This is a genomic window from Hyphobacterium sp. CCMP332, from assembly GCF_014323565.1.
Taxonomy (GTDB): domain Bacteria; phylum Pseudomonadota; class Alphaproteobacteria; order Caulobacterales; family Maricaulaceae; genus Hyphobacterium.
In genome coordinates this window covers 1,075,166-1,092,503 of record NZ_CP058669.1, presented here as the reverse complement: position 1 = coordinate 1,092,503, position 17,338 = coordinate 1,075,166, and the positions used below count along the sequence as shown (strand labels likewise).

Sequence of the window (17,338 nt, the reverse complement as noted above, 5' to 3'; positions counted from 1 at the left end):
GTATTTCAGCCCCTTAGAGGGGTGGTGGCGGAGAGGAAGGGATTCGAACCCTCGATACCGGTTAGGGTATACTCCCTTAGCAGGGGAGCGCCTTCGACCACTCGGCCACCTCTCCACTGGCGGGTTTAGCCGGAGTGCAATGCCGGGATCAAGCGGCGATGGCGGTTGATGTGTTGGCGAGAATTTAACCTTGATCGTGTATCTATCAAATCAGGTGGAAAACAAAAACTAACGGGAAGCCTGATGAAACGGATGAACTGGAAGTCTGCCGGGATGACATTCCTGGTGGCCGTGGGCGTTGCATCATTTGCCGCGATTGCAGGGTATCTGACGCTGGAGCCCTATTTCGAGCGAAAAGTGATGGAGGCGAGCGCCCTGCACATCGAGGAGCGCGCCAATCGTCAAAGTGCGCTTTTTGCCGATGTGCTTGCTATTGAATATGCGACAGGACGGGGCTTCACGAGCCGGTTGGCCGCCATGGAAGGCGTTGATGTTTCTGCTGAATTCAACTGGCTATTTCCGGAGTTCGGGGATGGCACACGCCGATCCCGGCCGGAGTTGTTTGATGGCTATCGAACGGCAGATGGCGATTACGTCTATGGCGTTGGGGCATTCATTTCTGATGTCGATGTTGCTCCCGAACGCCAAAGACAACTGATTGCGGCCTATCACACGGTCCGTCAGCACGGCGAAGCCAATTCCGGCCATTTCGATAACCTGAATTTTGTGACTCCGAACAATGATCTGATTATTTTCGCTCCGGGGCGCGAGGATCGCCTCGAATTTTACCGGCGTGATGCCCCGGCAGACTTTGATTTCCAATCTGAAGAACTGGCGCAGATTGTGTCTCCCTTCAATAATCCGATTGCCGTGACACGATGCACGCGGCTCTCACGTTTGCTTTATGTTCGGGATGGCGTTGCATTGACGACGGGGTGTCATTTCCCGATGCGTCAGAATGGCCGCCATATTGGTGCCTTTGGTGTGACAATTTCCATGCAGAATTACCTTGCGAATGCGATTGTTGACGCCGAACCCAATTCGGAAAACATGATTCTGACACGCGACGGCGATATTGTTGCCCATAGAGACCTTTTGTTCCAGGACGTTCTGACTCCCAACCTTGTCGCTGAGGCCGGGCAGTCGGCCGGAGCGGCGACATTGACGGAGGCCATCCGCCGCGATGGACGTGTGTCCGGTGTGACGCTGACAGACGACGGTCGTGTTCTTGCCTTCGCCCGAATTGAAACGCCGGGCTGGTATTTCGTCATCACGAGGCCTGTGTGGCTGGTTCACTCCCGGGCTTCGGGCGTTTCGGCAATGATCTTCCTGTTTTCTTTTCTGGGTATATTCACACAAGCAATCGTGCTGTCCTTCTATCGTTGGCTGAAGCGCCGGCGCCGGAACTCGAGCGCGGCATCGGGCGGTTTGGCACGGGTCTGAAAACCAGCTTTGCGTTTTTTGGGGTAGCCGGACAGGCAGGACAAGGCTAAGAGGCGCCAAATCCCTCTGGCTATTAGAGTTCTGCCTATGTCCGTCGCACCGGAAAAATTGCGCAATATTGCCATCGTCGCTCACGTCGATCATGGCAAGACCACACTTGTTGATCAGCTTCTGAAGCAATCGGGCACATTTGGCGACCGGGTCGAAACGACCGAGCGCATGATGGACTCCAACGATATCGAAAAAGAACGCGGCATCACCATCCTCGCCAAGAACACCGCCGTGACCTGGCGTGACTGGCGCATCAACATCATTGATACGCCCGGTCACGCGGATTTCGGCGGCGAAGTCGAACGCGTGCTGTCGATGGCGGATTCTGTTCTGCTGCTGGTCGATGCGGTTGATGGGCCCATGCCACAGACGGCCTTCGTGACCCGTAAAGCGCTTGAGCGCGGGCTGAACCCGATTGTCGTCGTCAACAAGATCGACCGCCCGGGCGCGCGTCCTGACTGGGTTGTGGATCAGACGTTTGATCTCTTTGATCGCCTTGGCGCGAATGACGAACAGCTGGATTTCCCGGTTGTGTTTGCGTCGGCTCTCAACGGATTTGCCGGGCTGGATGCGGAAAACCCCGACGAGGACATGACGGCGCTGTTCCAGATGATCGTTGATCATACGCCGCCGCCGCCGGTCGACCTGACCGGTCCGCTTCAGTTGCAAGTGAGCGCACTGGATTATTCCAGCTATACCGGTGTGATCGGCATTGGCCGTATCCGTCGCGGATCCCTGACCAAGAACCAGCAGGTTTCAGTTGTTGGCGCGGATGGAAAAGTCCGGCGCGGCAAGGTTCAACAGGTTTTCGGGTTCCAGGGGCTTGAGCGCGTTGAAATGAACAGTGCGAGCGCCGGTGACATCATTACCTTCACGGGCATTGATCCGCTCAACATCTCGGACACGGTGTGTTCGCCGGAAAAAGTCGAGGCGTTGCCGCCGCTGACGGTGGATGAGCCGACCATCGCGATGACGTTTCAGGTCAATGACAGTCCGTTCTCCGGCCGCGAAGGCAAATATGTCACCAGCCGGAACCTTGCAGATCGTCTGCAGCGCGAATTGATCCACAATGTCGCTCTGCGGGTTGAGCAGCAGGATGATGCCGACAAGTTCAAGGTGTCCGGGCGCGGCGAGCTGCACTTGTCTGTGCTGATCGAGAATATGCGCCGCGAAGGCTATGAACTGGCGATTTCGCGTCCACACGTCCTGACCAAGGAAATAGACGGCGAAATTTGTGAGCCGTTCGAGAATCTGGTGGTCGACCTGCCTGAAGAGGCACAAGGTGCCATCATGGAGAAGCTCGGCGAACGCAAGGGCCAGCTGAAGAATATGACGCCGGACGGGCAGGGCCGGGTCCGGCTCGATTACGAAATCCCGACCCGGGGTCTGATTGGCTTTCGATCCGATTTCATGACGGCGACATCCGGCGCGGGCCTCATGTTCCATACTTTTGATCACTATGCGCCGCGGGCCGCCGGAGAGATTGGCCAGCGCCGAAATGGTTCATTGGTGTCGATGGTTGACGGCAAAGCTGTTGCCTATGCGTTGTGGAATTTGCAGGAGCGCGGAAAGCTGTTCATTGGCCACGGCACAGACGTCTACGAAGGCATGATCATCGGCATTCATAGCCGGGATAACGACCTTCCGGTGAATCCGACCAAAGGAAAGCAGCTGACCAATATCCGCGCTTCGGGCACAGATGAAGCTGTCGTTCTGACGACGCCGATCAGAGCGACCCTCGAATTTGCGCTGGAATTCATCAACGATGACGAGCTGGTCGAGGTCACGCCCGACTCGGTCCGGATCCGCAAGCGTTGGCTGAAAGAACACGAGCGCAAGAAGGCCAGCCGGGCGACTGCTGCATGAGCTGTTAATCATTCTGAACGAAAGGTTAACAAAAGGTTTACAACCATAGGCGACTCATCCGACACAGAATTTGCGGGACCAGAACGGTCCCGGGAAATCAGGAGGAGATGAGTATGCTGAAGATCAAAACTCTGCGGAAGTCCGCCCCGAAGGCCAAGCGCGTTCTTTACTGGGACAACTGATTCCAAAGCGCATTCTTCCAAGCGCCCTGCAGCCTCCACCCGGCTGCGGGGCGTTTGTCATTTGAGGGGAACCGTTTTGCGTCCATTATTCGAACGTCTTGGCCAGGAGGCGGAGAGGCATTATGCCGGTTTGGGGGCTTCGCCGCAGGCCTTTACCGGCCTGGCCGAAAGCCTTCTTTCCGAATGCGCCCTCGATAAACAGGTCTCGATCGATGCGCTCTGGTCTGCGGCGTCCGGGGGCGGTACGGCCAATATTGGTGATCAATCAAAGCCCGGCCTGATTCCGTTATTCACCGGAGAGCATGTGCGGATTGTCGCGCATCTCTGGAGTGATGCCGCTGACCGGTTGCATCAGCACGACTGGACCGGCGCTTTTCAGGTCATCGAGGGGCAGTCCTTCAATTCGCGTTTCCATTTTGCAGCGGAACGCGATGCGGGAGAGTTCACGCTTGGCCAGCTCCATCGGCGGTCTTTCGAGGTCTTCGAGGCCGGGCATATCCAGCCGGTCCAGGACGGCCCGTCACTCATCCACAGCGTGGTCTATCCGGGAAAACCCGGGCTGGCGATCAGCCTGCGGGTTGCAGGGCAGGGGCCGAAAGGCGCGTACGAATATCTGCGCCCCGGATTGCGGTGCCCGTCCTATCGCCGACGCGAGGCGAGTGCCGCCCAGATCGATCTGTTGTCGCAGACACTACAGATAGACGAAGACATTTACCGTGAGCGGTTTGGAGCTCTTGCGGAAGGACTGGGCGAAGCGGCGCTCATCCGCCTGCTGGATGCTGCCGCTTTCGACAACCTGCCGGTTCCGGATAATGTGGTTGAAATCGCCCTCAATCATTTGCCGGACGGTGCGCGTATCCTTGCATCGCTTGACGATATCGAGCGGAGCGACAAGACACGCGAATTATTGGGCGAACATGATCACCCGAAAATCCGTGCCTTTATCTGTGCGCTGTTTCACAGCGAAAGCCGCCGCGAGTTGAACGAGACACTTCAGATCGCCGGTTTTACAAATCCGGTGATCGACACGGGGAGGGCGCTGTCAGCCCTGATTGTTGATGACGAGAGCGGTGAATTGCCGCCGGATTATCTGGTGCAGGCTCTGGGAGAGGCCGCACTGACGGGCGACATGACCGCATCGATCGGTGCCATGCGAACCCGGGCCGAAGACGCCCCGATGCTGGATGTCCATTGCGAATTCGTCGGCGAGGCCTTCGCGGCAATGGAAGAGGCACCAATCTTCCGGTGCCTCTTCAAGGCCTGATCAGTCGTCGGACCGTTGGGCATCCCGCAAGGCGCGGAATTCATTGCCTTCATACCAGTTTGGCCATTCATCGGTATTGGCGATGCGCTCGCCGAGCAGGTAGAGCAGGGTGGCATCGCGGGCGAGCCCGTCAAAGTCCCACTCATAATCAAACTCGTCTTCCGGGCCGTGATAGGCCGTGGCCCGATAGGCTGCGGCCAGCTCTTCCACATGCCCTGCGCCGAGTTCGGTGTTCACGGATCCGGTATCGGCATAGATCATCGGCACGCCGCGCTTGGCGAGCGAGATGTGATCCGACCGGTAGAAATAGCCGGCTTCCGGATTGGGGTCGGCCGAAAGGGTGCGGCCCTGTGTGGCGGCCACTGCTGCGAGGTGGTCCTCCAGCTCGGATGCGCCATAGCCGATGACGACGATATCGCTGGTGGGGCCGGTCGGCAGCATGCCGTCCATATTGAGACCGCCCACCGTTTGGGAGAAGGGCACCAGTGGGTCGGTGGCATAGTATTCCGAACCCAGAAGGCCGGATTCTTCAGCGGTGACGGCTACAATGAGCACCGAACGCTCCGCCGGGTTGGCGGCAAAGGCCTGTCCGATCTCGAGGATCGAGCTCGTCCCGGTCGCATTGTCGACAGCGCCGTTATAGATCACGTCGGCCTCCGGATCGTCGCTGACGCGGGTGCCGATATGGTCCCAATGCGCCATGTAGAGCACGTATTCGTCGGGACGTTCCGTGCCCCGGACAATGCCGGCCACATTCCGCGAATCGAGGAATTCATGCTCGGTCACAAGCGCGGCGTTGAGCTCGGCACCGGCCATCTCCACCGGTTCGAAGCCCGGCTGGTGCGCGGCTTCGACCAGAGCATCGAAATCGAGCCCGGTCGCGTTGAACAATTCGCGCGCCCGGTCATTGGTGATCCAGGCTTCCGCCCCGACAAACGGCGTTGATCCTTCCGGGCGTTGCAGGTCGAATTGCGGCCCTGACCACGAGCCGGATACGACATTCCAGCCATAGCTGGCGGCTTCCGTCTCGTGGACAATAATGACCCCGGCGGCGCCCTGGCGGGCCGCTTCTTCATACTTGTAGGTCCAGCGGCCATAATAGGTCATGGCATTGCCGTTGAAGAGATCCGGATCGCCGGAGGCAAATCCCGGATCATTGATCAGCATCACAACCGTGCGGCCTTCGACGTCGAGGCCCTCATAATCATTCCAGGCATATTCCGGCGCGACGATGCCATAGCCGACAAAGACCAGATCGGAGTTTTCGATCTCGACCAGCGGATCGACGCGGCGCGTGCCGTAAACGACGTCGGTCAGGTATTCGAGCCCCATGGGCTCGCCATTGACCGAGATATCAAAGCTGGACGCCGTGGTTTGCAGAGTCGCCTCGACCAGCGGAACACGCTGGAAATATGTGCCGGCTTCGCCGCCGGGTTCGAGCCCGGCTCTGGCCATTTCGTCTGCGATCCACTGGCTGGCGAGAATGCCGCCCGGTGTGGACGGGGCGCGGCCTTCAAATTCGTCCGAGGCCAGAGTCTGTATCCGCCAGGCGAGGTCGTCGCCGGTGATATCGGTCGAGGTTTCGCGATCGGCCGGCCGCGCATTCGGGTCGATGCGTTCTGCCGGCGCGGTGTCTTCCATGGCGTCCGGCGCACCGGCTTCGGCAACGTCTGCGGTATCTGTTTCCGGTTCGGTGACCGGTTGACCGCAGGCCGCCAGCGCAAGCGCGGCGAGGGCAGGAGCGAAATAGAGCGTCTTCATTTTTCTTCTCCTATGGGTTTGATTAGCCGACGCGTCCGGCGACGGTCGGCAGCGAGCACAGATCCGTCATGCGCCAGCTGGTTCCGGACTGGACCATATCACAGCGGAAATAGTCCTGGCGATTGACGCCGGGCAGGCGCACGGCCTGTTCCGGTGCAAAGGTGACGCTGCCGCCGGTGAGGGCGCGGAAGCGGTCTTCCTGATAGACGGCGATCGAGCGCTGTGTGGTGATGACATTGCCTTCAGCATCAATCCGCCGCGGCAGATCGATAACGCAGGGCGGGGGCTGGGTCAAAACGCCGACCAGCGTTCCGCCGGTATAGCCCTGATTTCCCCAGAGATGTCCCGCGACGTAGGGGTCGTTGCGTTCCAGCGCCGACCGGGCCGGGCCAATAGCCGACAGGCGCGTCAGCGTGCTGGTGTCACGTGATATGACGGCCCGGAAGATTTCAAATTCTTCCCCCGTCGGGGCGCGGCAGGCCAGAGTGGTCGGCTCGGCGACGGTCTGGCAGGCCGACAAGGCCAAAGTTACGGTCAGGCCGGCACCGGCCAGGATTTTTTTCAACATTTTGCTCCCCGCAAATCCAGATGGCGGGCAACGGCCCGGCCGGATCATGTCTGCCGCCATCATGCTATGGAATAAGGGGAAAGGTAAACTGCCGAATATGCGGGACGCGGTCTAAACCGCATCCAGCGGGATTTTGACGTAGCGAATACCATTGTCTTCCGGTTCGGGCAGACGACCGGCGCGCATGTTCACCTGCACCGATGGCAGGATGAGCTTCGGCATGGAGAGGGTGGCATCACGCTCGGTGCGCATCTTCACGAATTCATCTTCCGATGCACCGTGTCCGACATGGATATTGTTGGCCTTTTCCTCGCCGATCGTGGTCTGGTGAATGTATTGATCGCGGCCTTCCGGCAGATAATCATGGCAGAGGAAAACGCGGGTGGTATCCGGCAGGGCAAACAGCTTCTGGATGGATTGATAGAGCGCGCGCGCATCGCCGCCGGGGAAATCACACCGCGCCGTGCCAAAGTCCGGGCTGAACAGCGTATCGCCGACAAAGACGGCATCACCGATCAGATAGGACATGCAGGCGGGCGTGTGGCCGGGCGTGTGGATGGCCTTGGCCTTCAGCTCGCCGATGTTGAAGACGGTGCCATCGTCGAACAGCGCGCCGAATTGCGAGCCATCGGTGGCGACGCCATTGGCGTTGAAAAGCTGTGTGAAAATCTTCTGCACATCGCGGACATGGCTGCCGATGGCGATCTGTCCGCCGAGCTTTTCCTGCAGATAGGGCGCGGCAGAGAGGTGATCGGCATGGACATGGGTTTCGAGTATCCAGTCAATGGTCAAGCCGCGATCCCTCACGGCCGCGATCACGGCATCGGCGGCCTTGGTATGCGTCCGGCCCGAGGCGGCGCAATAATCCAGCACGGAATCGACGATGGCGGCATGCCGGGTCGCCGGATCAATCACGACATAGGTGAAGGTGTTGGTGTCTTCATGGAAGAAGTCGAGAATGTCCGGCGTCGTCATGATGTGCTCCTGTTATTGCCAAGAGATATGGCGACAGACTACATCTTTGATAAGTGGACAAAACAGCACAGAGGACACCGAATTCATGAGCCAGCTGGAAGACATGTCGCCCAAAGCCGTCGCGGACGCCCTGAATGTGGGTGATATTCTGCTGATTGATGTGCGCGAGGCCAATGAATACGGGCTGGAACGCATTCCCGGCGCGCTGCTCTATCCCTTGTCAACGCTGGATCCGAAAGCCATTCCGGTGGGCGGGCCCAAGCGCGTGGTCTTCCATTGCGCGGCGGGCCGCCGCTCGGCCATGGCGGCCATGCGCTGTCAGGACGAAGGCGTGAATGTCGATGCCCATCTCGCGGGCGGGCTGGGTGCTTGGAAAGAGGCGAAACTGCCGCTGATTGAAACCGACCCCCTGACCGGGCAGGTCAAGGGCGGGTAGGGGCGCAGTCAGATCATCCGCACCTCCACGCGCGAGACTAATCTGCGTTATGCCTATGCGGGCGATATGCTTGAGGCTCGCGCGCCACGGGTTCGAGGGCAGGACGAAGCGCGTTTGTCGGGGCATTCCTGCCGCGTGGCGGGACGTGCGCCAAAACACAGCCCTTGCGAGAATTTAACACGGAAAAACGGTGTGTGTCCCCGTTTTTTGAACCCTGTTGTTGTCATCGGAAGGAGACCGAACCAATGATATTTAAGTTTTTGTTTACAATAATTTTTATTGTGCCGTCCTACTGTCAAGATATGGTGTCATCAACCCACGCGGACAGCGATGTCGCAAACGATCAGATTACATTTGAGTTTATTGAGCTCATCGACGGCGAAAATATCAGGCTTGTCGGAGACCGGGTATGTTGGTCGCTTGATCTCGGGCGAGAGGCGTGTACCGATGCGGTCGAATTGGATAACGACGAGTTCGCTGCGACGCTTTTGGATGCAGTGAATCAGGCGATTTTGTCAGGTACTGATATTTCGGAGCTACTGCCGTTAGTCACGGCGTCGCATCATGGAGATTTCGACTCCGTTATCGTTGAAGGGCATGGCTCTTACGCGTTATTTCTTCAGTCTAATGGCAGTTATGTAATCATACCGGTATCGGCGGATATTTCAGCTGAATTGTTAGGAAGTACGAACTAATCAGCTTGGGGATTATTAGCGAGACTTGACGAGGTTGCAGGGTGGTGATGCCAATGGCAATCTTTCTGAGATCGTCACGCGGCGGAACATGTTCCATGACTCGATGAACCGGATGACGGCCATTGCGGGTGTGACGACAGGAACCGGCCCGTGGGATGGCTGGCTGCAAGCGTCACAATAGCCGGCCATTCACTCTTCCGCCTTCCTCTATGATCCGGATGGTCGTCCTTCGCTCGCGGCTTGAACCGGTGGCCCAGCTCGCTCAGGGATTGCGCCTCCACCGTCAACACAAACGGTATCTGTTCAGGCTTGAAATTAATGATCTGATTGAAGGCTGCACGCCAACTGACTCTGCCCACTTGTTTTAGCATGTTAAAACGTTATATCGGCGCTCACGGAGGTGAGTGCCATGAGAAAACCGGTTCGAAATGACGGTCCGGAAGAGCGCAGCAAGCTGATCGAGGCGCTGTTGTCTTTGAAGGATGAGGGCGAGATGGACCGGTTTCTAACCGATCTGTGCACGCCGGGTGAATTGTCGACGCTGGCCGAGCGCTGGCGCGTGGCGCGTCTGCTGGATGAAAACCAGCTGACCTATCGCCAGATCTCTGAAAAAACCGGCGCGTCCACGGCGACAGTCACCCGCGTGGCGCGCTTCCTCTCCCAGGAACCCGCGCAAGGCTATCGCCTTGTGCTCGACCGGATGAAGAAAAACGCCAATGTCTGATGCCCGTTTGAAACTCGCCGTGCAGTCCAAGGGCCGCCTTTCCGAAGGCGGTATGGATTTGTTGAAGCGCGCCGGTGTGCGCCTTGCCTATGGGCGGGATCAATTGCACCGCCGGGCGGAGAATATGCCGCTGGATCTGATGCTGGTGCGCGATGATGACATTCCCAGCTTTGTCGCGGGCGGGGCGTGCGATTACGGCATTGTCGGCGAGAATGTGCTCTATGAAATGCAGGCGCGCTCCAGCCGCTATGCCAATCTGGAAGTGGCCCTGCCGCTGGGCTTTGCGTCCTGTACGCTAAAGCTCGCCGCGCCCAGGGGCGGGGAGATATCGACCGTGGCCGATCTGGCCGGGCGCAGCGTGGCGACCTCCTATCCGGGCCTGACACGCGAGTATCTCGCCGACCGCGGCATTGAGGCGGAAATCGTCGAAATGCGCGGATCGGTCGAGGTGGCCCCGCGCATGGGGATTGCCGATGCGATCTGCGACCTCGTCTCCTCCGGGGCGACGCTGGAAGCCAACGGGCTGGCGGCGTTTGAAACCGTGCTGGAGAGCCAGGCGGTCCTGATCCGGCGCAAGACGGGCCGCAGCGATGCGGTGGAAGCGGTGGCCGAGACGCTGATCGAGCGCGCCGAGGGCGTGATCGCGTCGGCGCAGACGAAATACATCCTTTTGAATGCGCCCAAGGACCGGCTGGCCGAGATCAAGGCGCTTCTGCCCGGCTCTGATGCGCCCACCATCGCGCAGATCGCGGATCGCGACGATGTGGTGGCCGTTCACGCCGTCTGCCGCGAGCGGGTGTTCTGGGAGACGCTGGAGAAGCTGCGCGGCGCCGGTGCGCGGGCCATTCTGGTGCTGCCGATCGAAAAGATGATGGCGTGATGAAGCGGGTGATCTGGAACCAGCTGGACGAGGGTGCGCGCACGGCTCTGTTTTCGGCCTCGCCGGAGTCGGATACGGCGCGCGCGGCCGCCATCGAAATTGTCGAGGCCATCCGCCGCGAGGGCGACAGGGCCGTGTTTGAATATGCGCGCCGTCTGGACGGGTTTACCGGCGAGAACTTCCGCGTCCCGGCTGCCGACATTGATGCCGCGCGTGCGGCGGCTGATCCGGAGGATATCGCCGCCATGGACGCCGCCATTGGCGCCGTGCGCGCCTTTCACGCCGCGCAGGGGCTGGGCGGCTATGAGATCGAGACATGGCCGGGCGTGACCTGCCAACGGCGCGTCGACCCGATCCGCTCGGTGGGGCTTTACGTACCCGCAGGGTCGGCCCCGTTGGTCTCCACGCTGATCATGCTGGCCGTGCCCGCGCAGATTGCCGGTGTGCCGGAGATTGCCGTCACCGTCCCGCCGGGGCCAGATGGCAAAGTGAATGCGTCCGTGCTGGCGGTGGCGAGCCTGCTGGGCCTTACGGATATCTTTGCCATTGGCGGGGCACAGGCGATTGCCGCGCTGGACTTTGGGGCGGCGGGCTTGCCGCGGGTCGCCAAGATTTTCGGGCCGGGAAATGCCTGGGTCGCGGCGGCCAAATCCCATGTCAGCACTTTGCCCGGCGGCCCGGCGATTGATCTGCCGGCGGGGCCCAGCGAGGTCATGGTTATTGCCGACGCCGAGGCGCGAGCGGCTTTTGTCGCAGCGGACCTGTTGGCGCAGGCCGAGCACGATCCGATGGCGCAGGTCTGTCTGGTTTCGATGGGCGCGGACATTCCCGGGATCAAGGCCGAGTTGGCGCGCCAATTGTCCGTACTGCCGCGTAAGGCGATAGCCGAGCAGGCGCTATCGCAGGGCGTGATCATCGAGGCCGCTGACCGGAGCGAGGCCATGGTCATCGCCGAACGCGCCTGTCCGGAGCATTTGATCCTCCAGACAGATGCGCCAGGTGAACTGGCGCGCGACATCACGACCGCCGGGTCGATCTTCGTCGGGGCGTGGACGCCGGAATCCATGGGCGATTATGCAGCGGGGCCGAACCACACCCTGCCCACGGGCGGGGCGGGCCGCGCCTATAGCGGCGTCACCGTCGAGGCGTTCCAGCGGACGACCACACTGATCGAGGCCAGCCGGGCAGGGGCATCCGAGATCGCGCCGGTTGTGGAGCGATTGGCGGCGCTGGAAGGGCTGGACGCGCACGCCACGGCGATGCGTCTGCGCCGGACGGGAGGCGGTGATGAATAGCGATCTTTTGTCATTTGAACGGGTCGGGCTGGCGCGGAGATCGCGCCTCGAAATGCTGCGCCAGCGTTATGCGGCACAGGCGGGATGCGCGCCGTCCGGTGTGGTGTTCCTTCCGAGCCCGGAGGCGGTCGATCTCATCGGCATTGATGCAGCGGACATCGAACAACTGGGCCCGATCGAGGCACCGATCACGGCGGTCAGAGTGGCATCTCCGAATCCGGATGTCGCGCGTTGGGAGGCGCTGTTGAGCGACGGTCTGGTCGATGCCGGACTAACTGCGATTCTGCCCGTTTCAATAGCCTCAAAGAAAAAACAAAACAGTGAAATAGAAGATAAAATTAAAGTAGTGCTTCGGACATTTGAGGCGTGGAATGAGATTGAATCAGCGCGCGCAGACGGCGACCGGATATCCTTGGCTTGGGCTGATGAAGCCGGGGCCAAGGCGCGGCTCGCCGCCATCGGACTGGACCTTCCAGAAAGCGGACAATTCCGCGTCCTGAGCGTTGAAGATGCACGGGCATTGGCGGACCGGCTGGCCGCCCCAACGGTGCGTGCGGCGAGCGTCCGGAGAACGACAAAAGAGACCGATATTCTGGTTTCGCTGAACCTCGAACAAAGCGCGCCGGTGCGGATATCCACCGGTGTTGAGTATTATGATCACATGCTGGAGCAGATCGCCAAACATGGTGGCTTTGCGCTGGAAGTGGCTTGCGAAGGCGATATCGGCATTGATGCCCACCACACGATCGAGGATGTCGCGCTGGCCTTCGGTGATGCACTGGCCAAAGCGCTCGGCGATCGCCGCGGGATTGGCCGTTTCGGCTTTGAATTGCCGATGGATGAAACCCGCGCCGGGGTCTGGATTGATCTGTCCGGGCGGCCCTTCTCGAAATTTGACGGCGATATTCCGGGTGAGCGCGTCGGCGAATTCCCCGTCGAGATGACATCGCACGTCTTCCGCTCTATCGCCGACAGCCTGAAAGCCGCAATCCATGTCTCTGTCGAGGGTGAGAATGCGCACCACATGATCGAGGCCTGCTTCAAGGCGTTTGGCCGCGCGCTGCGGCAGGTGGTGAAAGTGGAGGGCGATGCCATCCCGTCCACAAAGGGCGTGCTGTGACCATCGCCATCATCCAGACAGGCTGCGCGAATATCTATTCGGTTCAGGCGGCGCTCGACCGGTTGGGGGCGGATCACCTTCTGGCCGCCACGCCGGCGGATGCTGATGTTGCGGATCGTCTGATCCTGCCCGGCGTGGGCTCGGCCTTGCCGGCGATGACGCAATTGCGGGCGTCAGGCTGGGCCGAGGCCCTGCAGCGTGAAGCGCGGCCCTTGCTGGGCATTTGTCTGGGCATGCAATTGTTGTTCGACCGGTCTGACGAAGGTGATGTGGACGGGCTGGGCCTCATTCCGGGACGCGTGGCGCCGCTAGCGCCCTTCGAGGGCGGTGTGCTGCCGCATATGGGCTGGAACACGCTGGATGTGCGATCACCGGCCGATCCGCTGCTGGCGGGACTTGGCGAGAACGATCGCGCCTATTTCGTGCACAGTTTCGCCGCGCCGGTGAGTGAGTTCACCATTGCCACAACAATCTATGGCGCGAACTTCTCCGCCGCTGTGCGCCGGGACAACATCATGGGGTGCCAGTTTCACCCCGAACGGTCAGGGCCGGTGGGTGCGCGCATTCTGAAGAATTTTCTGGAGATGCGGTCATGAAGCTTTATCCGGCGATAGACCTGCTCGATGGCCGCGTAGTCCGGCTCCATAAGGGCGATTTCGATGCCGTGACCGATTATGGCGGGGATCCGGCTGCGGTGGCGGCGGCCTATCTGGCGCAGGGCGCCGAGTATCTGCACGTCGTTGACCTGTCCGGCGCCCGTGATGGCGAGCGGCGGCAGTCTGCGGCGGTCCAGTCCCTGTCCAATACCGGTCTGCGGCTTCAGGTCGGCGGTGGCATACGCACGCGCGAGGAAATCGCCGCCATCCTCAAGGCCGGCGCCGAGCGGGTCATTATCGGCAGTCTGGCCGTGCGTGAGCCCGATACCGTCGCTGCATGGATATCCGAATTCGGTCCGGACCGGATTGTCGCTGCATTCGATGTGCGTATCGAGGCCGGCATTATCTGGCCACTGGTTGCCGGCTGGACCCGCAAGGGAGATGAACCGCTGGCGGCCTTGCTTGAGCGATATACGTCGTCGGGGCTTCGTCACGCGCTGGTCACCGATGTAGACCGGGATGGCGCACTGCAGGGCCCGAATACGTCCTTGTACGCAGAGCTCTGTGAGCTCTGGCCGGATATTGCCTGGCAGGCGTCCGGGGGCGTGTCCTCGCTGGATGATCTCGTGGCGCTGAAAAACGTTGGCGCGGACGGCGCGATTGTCGGCAAGGCTTTGTTCGAAAACCGCTTCTCACTGGGGGAGGCGCTGGCATGCTTGCAAAGCGCATAATCCCCTGTCTCGACGTCAAGGATGGCCGCGTGGTCAAGGGCGTGAGGTTTCGCAATCACGAGGACGTCGGTGACATCGTCGCGCTCGCTGCACGCTATGCGGCCGAAGGCGCAGACGAGCTTGTCTTTTATGACATTACTGCCAGTCCCGAGGCCCGATCGGTCGAGCCGGAATGGGTCAAACGCGTCGCCCGCGAGATTGATATCCCGTTTTGCGTGGCAGGCGGCATTCGCAGCGTCGATGATGCCCGGGCCCGGCTATTTGCGGGCGCCGACAAGATATCGGTCAATTCACCGGCGCTCGCAGATCCCGCACTGATTGACCGTCTGGCCGCGGAGTTTGGTATCCAGTGCATCGTCGTCGGGATCGATAGCCGCGAGATTGAGGGTGACTGGCGGGTCCACTCCAATACCGGTGATCCCGAAAAAACACGCACTGAATCCCGATCGACGCTGGAGTGGATTGCCGAAGCGATTGACCGGGGAGCGGGCGAGATCGTCCTCAATTGTATGGACCAGGACGGCGTGCGTGAGGGATACGATGTCGATCAGCTGTCGGCCGCACGGGACATTTGCGGTGTGCCTCTGATCGCGTCGGGCGGTGCCGGCGCGTTGGCACATTTTTCCGATGTGTTCAAAACAGCCGGGGTCGACGGCGCACTCGCCGCCAGCGTCTTCCACAAGCAGGTCATCGAGATTGGCGATCTGAAGGCCTATCTCAAACAGCAATCCATAGAGGTCCGCGCATGATCAATCCGGACGATATCGACTTTGCCAAAGGTGAGGGGCTGGTTCCGGCCATTGTCCAGCATGCGGAGACATCGCAGGTTCTGATGCTGGGCTATATGAATCGGGAAGCAGTGGATGTGACGATAAAAGAAAATGTCGTAACCTTTTATAGCAGAAGTAAAAAGAGACTATGGAAAAAGGGCGAAACCAGCGGCAATACACTGGCGCTTGTGGTGATCCATATCGATTGTGACCGCGACACCTTGCTGGTCAAAGCGCTGCCTGCAGGCCCGGTTTGTCACACGGGAACGCCAACCTGCTTTGGCGATGATGCGCCTGCCTCGCCGGGTTTTCTCAACACGCTCGAGCGCGTCATTGACGAGCGACGTCTGGCGGACCCGGAGAAGAGTTACGTTGCCCGCTTGAACACAGCGGGGCTGAACAAGCTTGCGCAAAAGGTTGGCGAAGAGGGCGTGGAAACAGCTTTGGCGGGGGTGTCGGAAGATGATGACGCCCTGAAGGGCGAGGCCGCAGATCTGATTTTCCACCTGATGATGCTTCTGCGGGCTCGCGGATTGTCACTGGCCGATGTGGTCTCGACTCTGGAAGCCCGGCATCGTTAGGCGAGAAGCTTTTTCATGACGCCGGCATAGCGGCCCGCGATATTGTCGCGCGCAATATGCTGGCCGTCTTTGACGATATGCCGGCCGGCCGACCAGACATCGCTGACGCAGTTGCGGGAGCCGGCAAAAACCCAGCTGTCGAGCAATGCATCCGCTGATTTTCCGGCCAATACCGGATGGCCGGATTCCAGTGACACCATGTCTGCCCAATATCCCGGGGCGAGTTTGCCGGACTTCCGCCCCAATGCCTGCGCTCCGCCCGCAAGCGCTCCTTCGTAAAGGCTTCTGGCGTTCGATTGCATCGGATTGGCCAGAACGGTGCGTTGTTTGTGGAGCAGCCTCTGGCTCCATTCCAGTTGCCGCAGTTCAACCGCGATATCCGTCCCGATATGCGAATCCGTTCCAATGCCCCAATTTCCGCCTTCCGCATGCCATTGGCGTCCATTGAAAATACCGTCGCCCAGATCAGCTTCCGTCGTCGGACACAAACCGGCCACGGCACCAGTGCGGGCAAGGGCTGTTGTTTCATCCTCCGTCATCTGGGTGGCGTGAATGAAACACCATCTTTCATTGATATCATGATGATTCAGAAGCCATTCGACGGGGCGTTGACCGCTCCAGGCAAGGCAATCGTCCACCTCCTTAACCTGTTCGGCGGCGTGAATATGGATTGGTCCATCATGCTTTGCCTGCAGAACTGTGGAGAGGTCTTCCGGCGTAACGGCGCGCAGGGAATGCGGTGCCAGACCGAGGCGATCATCGGCGCGGCGCAGGTGTGTTGAGCTGGCCTCCCAGAGTTTCAGAAAATTCCCGGCAGAATTTGAAAACCGGATTTGACCTTTGTGCGTCGGGGCGCCGCCAAAACCACTGCGGGCATAGGCGACGGGCAGAAGCGTCAGGCCTAGCCCGGTCTGCCCGGCGGCTGCGGATATCCGGCCTGCCATTTCGGCAACATCGTCATAGGGCTGGCCATCGGCCTGATGGTGCAGGTAGTGAAACTCCGCGATCGCAGCAAAGCCGCTCTCGGCCAGCTCGACAAAGAGTTGGGCGGCAATGGTTTCAACATCGTCGGGCGTCAGGCGCGGCAAAAAGGCGTACATGCGCTCGCGCCAGCTCCAGAAATCATCATCACCGGGGCCGCGAACTTCCGTCAGTCCGGCCAGTGCGCGTTGAAAGGCGTGGCTGTGGAGATTGGCAGGGGCGGCGAGCAAGGTTTCGTATGTCTCAACAGCCGGATCCAGCGGGCTATTCGCCGTGACGCTCTTCAGCTGGCCATCGGCATCGATTTCAATGCAGACATTGTCGGCCCAGCCGTCGGGAAGAAGGGCGGACTTCGCTTGAAGCTTGCGCATGCGGGTTATCCTCTGACAAGACATCACCTAGTGTAGGGATTCTCGACG

18 protein-coding genes and 1 tRNA gene are annotated in these 17,338 nt (G+C 60.1%); 14 read left to right on the top strand and 5 right to left on the bottom strand.

What is annotated here, in order from left to right; translation table 11 throughout:
* Positions 1–25 precede the first annotated feature (25 nt).
* Positions 26–115, bottom strand: a tRNA-Ser gene (locus HXX25_RS05525).
* A gap of 128 nt (positions 116–243) precedes the next feature.
* Here HXX25_RS05525 and HXX25_RS05520 point away from each other — a divergent pair.
* The 3 genes from HXX25_RS05520 to HXX25_RS05510 all read left to right on the top strand — a co-directional run bounded on the left by HXX25_RS05520 (position 244) and on the right by HXX25_RS05510 (position 4,806).
* Entirely contained in the window at positions 244–1,443 is a 1,200-nt protein-coding gene (locus HXX25_RS05520) for a cache domain-containing protein (protein ID WP_187167499.1), read from the top strand.
* A gap of 87 nt (positions 1,444–1,530) precedes the next feature.
* On the top strand, positions 1,531–3,360 hold the full coding sequence (typA, locus tag HXX25_RS05515) for a translational GTPase TypA (protein ID WP_187167498.1): 1,830 nt from the start codon (positions 1,531–1,533) through the stop codon (positions 3,358–3,360).
* Positions 3,361–3,618: 258 nt separating this feature from the next.
* Complete coding sequence (locus HXX25_RS05510) at positions 3,619–4,806, top strand: hypothetical protein (RefSeq protein WP_187167497.1); 1,188 nt, start codon at positions 3,619–3,621, stop codon at positions 4,804–4,806.
* Here HXX25_RS05510 and HXX25_RS05505 read toward each other — a convergent pair whose 3' ends face one another.
* The 3 genes from HXX25_RS05505 to HXX25_RS05495 all read right to left on the bottom strand — a co-directional run bounded on the left by HXX25_RS05505 (position 4,807) and on the right by HXX25_RS05495 (position 8,110).
* Positions 4,807–6,567 (bottom strand): M28 family metallopeptidase, encoded by a 1,761-nt coding sequence (locus tag HXX25_RS05505; protein WP_187167496.1) that lies wholly within the window; start codon positions 6,565–6,567, stop codon positions 4,807–4,809.
* Positions 6,568–6,589: 22 nt separating this feature from the next.
* A complete protein-coding gene (locus HXX25_RS05500; RefSeq protein ID WP_187167495.1) occupies positions 6,590–7,135 on the bottom strand; it encodes a hypothetical protein in 546 nt (181 codons plus the stop codon).
* A gap of 111 nt (positions 7,136–7,246) precedes the next feature.
* Complete coding sequence (locus tag HXX25_RS05495; protein WP_187167494.1) at positions 7,247–8,110, bottom strand: MBL fold metallo-hydrolase; 864 nt, start codon at positions 8,108–8,110, stop codon at positions 7,247–7,249.
* A gap of 85 nt (positions 8,111–8,195) precedes the next feature.
* Between HXX25_RS05495 and HXX25_RS05490 the strand changes: the two genes are divergently transcribed.
* From HXX25_RS05490 to hisIE, 11 genes are all read left to right on the top strand, one after another.
* Entirely contained in the window at positions 8,196–8,546 is a 351-nt protein-coding gene (locus tag HXX25_RS05490; RefSeq protein ID WP_187167493.1) for a rhodanese-like domain-containing protein, read from the top strand.
* A 245-nt stretch (positions 8,547–8,791) separates the two neighbouring features.
* Entirely contained in the window at positions 8,792–9,241 is a 450-nt protein-coding gene (locus HXX25_RS05485) for a hypothetical protein (RefSeq protein WP_187167492.1), read from the top strand.
* A gap of 25 nt (positions 9,242–9,266) precedes the next feature.
* Positions 9,267–9,422 carry a hypothetical protein gene (locus HXX25_RS05480; protein ID WP_187167491.1) on the top strand — a complete coding sequence of 52 codons (156 nt, stop codon included), beginning with the start codon at positions 9,267–9,269 and terminating at the stop codon, positions 9,420–9,422.
* A gap of 228 nt (positions 9,423–9,650) precedes the next feature.
* A complete protein-coding gene (locus tag HXX25_RS05475) occupies positions 9,651–9,965 on the top strand; it encodes a YerC/YecD family TrpR-related protein (protein ID WP_187167490.1) in 315 nt (104 codons plus the stop codon).
* Positions 9,958–10,845, top strand: a complete 888-nt coding sequence (gene hisG / locus HXX25_RS05470) for an ATP phosphoribosyltransferase (RefSeq protein ID WP_187167489.1) — start codon at positions 9,958–9,960, stop codon at positions 10,843–10,845. The genes HXX25_RS05475 and hisG overlap by 8 nt, the downstream gene beginning before the upstream one ends.
* On the top strand, positions 10,845–12,140 hold the full coding sequence (gene hisD / locus HXX25_RS05465; protein ID WP_187167488.1) for a histidinol dehydrogenase: 1,296 nt from the start codon (positions 10,845–10,847) through the stop codon (positions 12,138–12,140). Before hisG ends, hisD begins: the two co-directional genes overlap by 1 nt.
* Entirely contained in the window at positions 12,133–13,260 is a 1,128-nt protein-coding gene (gene hisB / locus HXX25_RS05460; protein WP_233346909.1) for an imidazoleglycerol-phosphate dehydratase HisB, read from the top strand. Before hisD ends, hisB begins: the two co-directional genes overlap by 8 nt.
* Positions 13,257–13,856, top strand: coding sequence for an imidazole glycerol phosphate synthase subunit HisH (gene hisH, locus HXX25_RS05455; protein WP_187167487.1), 600 nt, complete (start codon positions 13,257–13,259; stop codon positions 13,854–13,856). Before hisB ends, hisH begins: the two co-directional genes overlap by 4 nt.
* On the top strand, positions 13,853–14,587 hold the full coding sequence (gene hisA, locus HXX25_RS05450; RefSeq protein WP_187167486.1) for a 1-(5-phosphoribosyl)-5-[(5-phosphoribosylamino)methylideneamino]imidazole-4-carboxamide isomerase: 735 nt from the start codon (positions 13,853–13,855) through the stop codon (positions 14,585–14,587). The genes hisH and hisA overlap by 4 nt, the downstream gene beginning before the upstream one ends.
* Entirely contained in the window at positions 14,569–15,336 is a 768-nt protein-coding gene (gene hisF, locus HXX25_RS05445; protein WP_187167485.1) for an imidazole glycerol phosphate synthase subunit HisF, read from the top strand. The genes hisA and hisF overlap by 19 nt, the downstream gene beginning before the upstream one ends.
* Positions 15,333–15,938 (top strand): bifunctional phosphoribosyl-AMP cyclohydrolase/phosphoribosyl-ATP diphosphatase HisIE, encoded by a 606-nt coding sequence (gene hisIE, locus HXX25_RS05440; RefSeq protein ID WP_187167484.1) that lies wholly within the window; start codon positions 15,333–15,335, stop codon positions 15,936–15,938. Before hisF ends, hisIE begins: the two co-directional genes overlap by 4 nt.
* Here the strand turns inward: hisIE and HXX25_RS05435 are convergent.
* Positions 15,935–17,290 (bottom strand): formimidoylglutamate deiminase, encoded by a 1,356-nt coding sequence (locus HXX25_RS05435; protein WP_187167483.1) that lies wholly within the window; start codon positions 17,288–17,290, stop codon positions 15,935–15,937. The two genes, hisIE and HXX25_RS05435, sit on opposite strands and share 4 nt — an antisense overlap.
* Positions 17,291–17,338 lie beyond the last annotated feature (48 nt).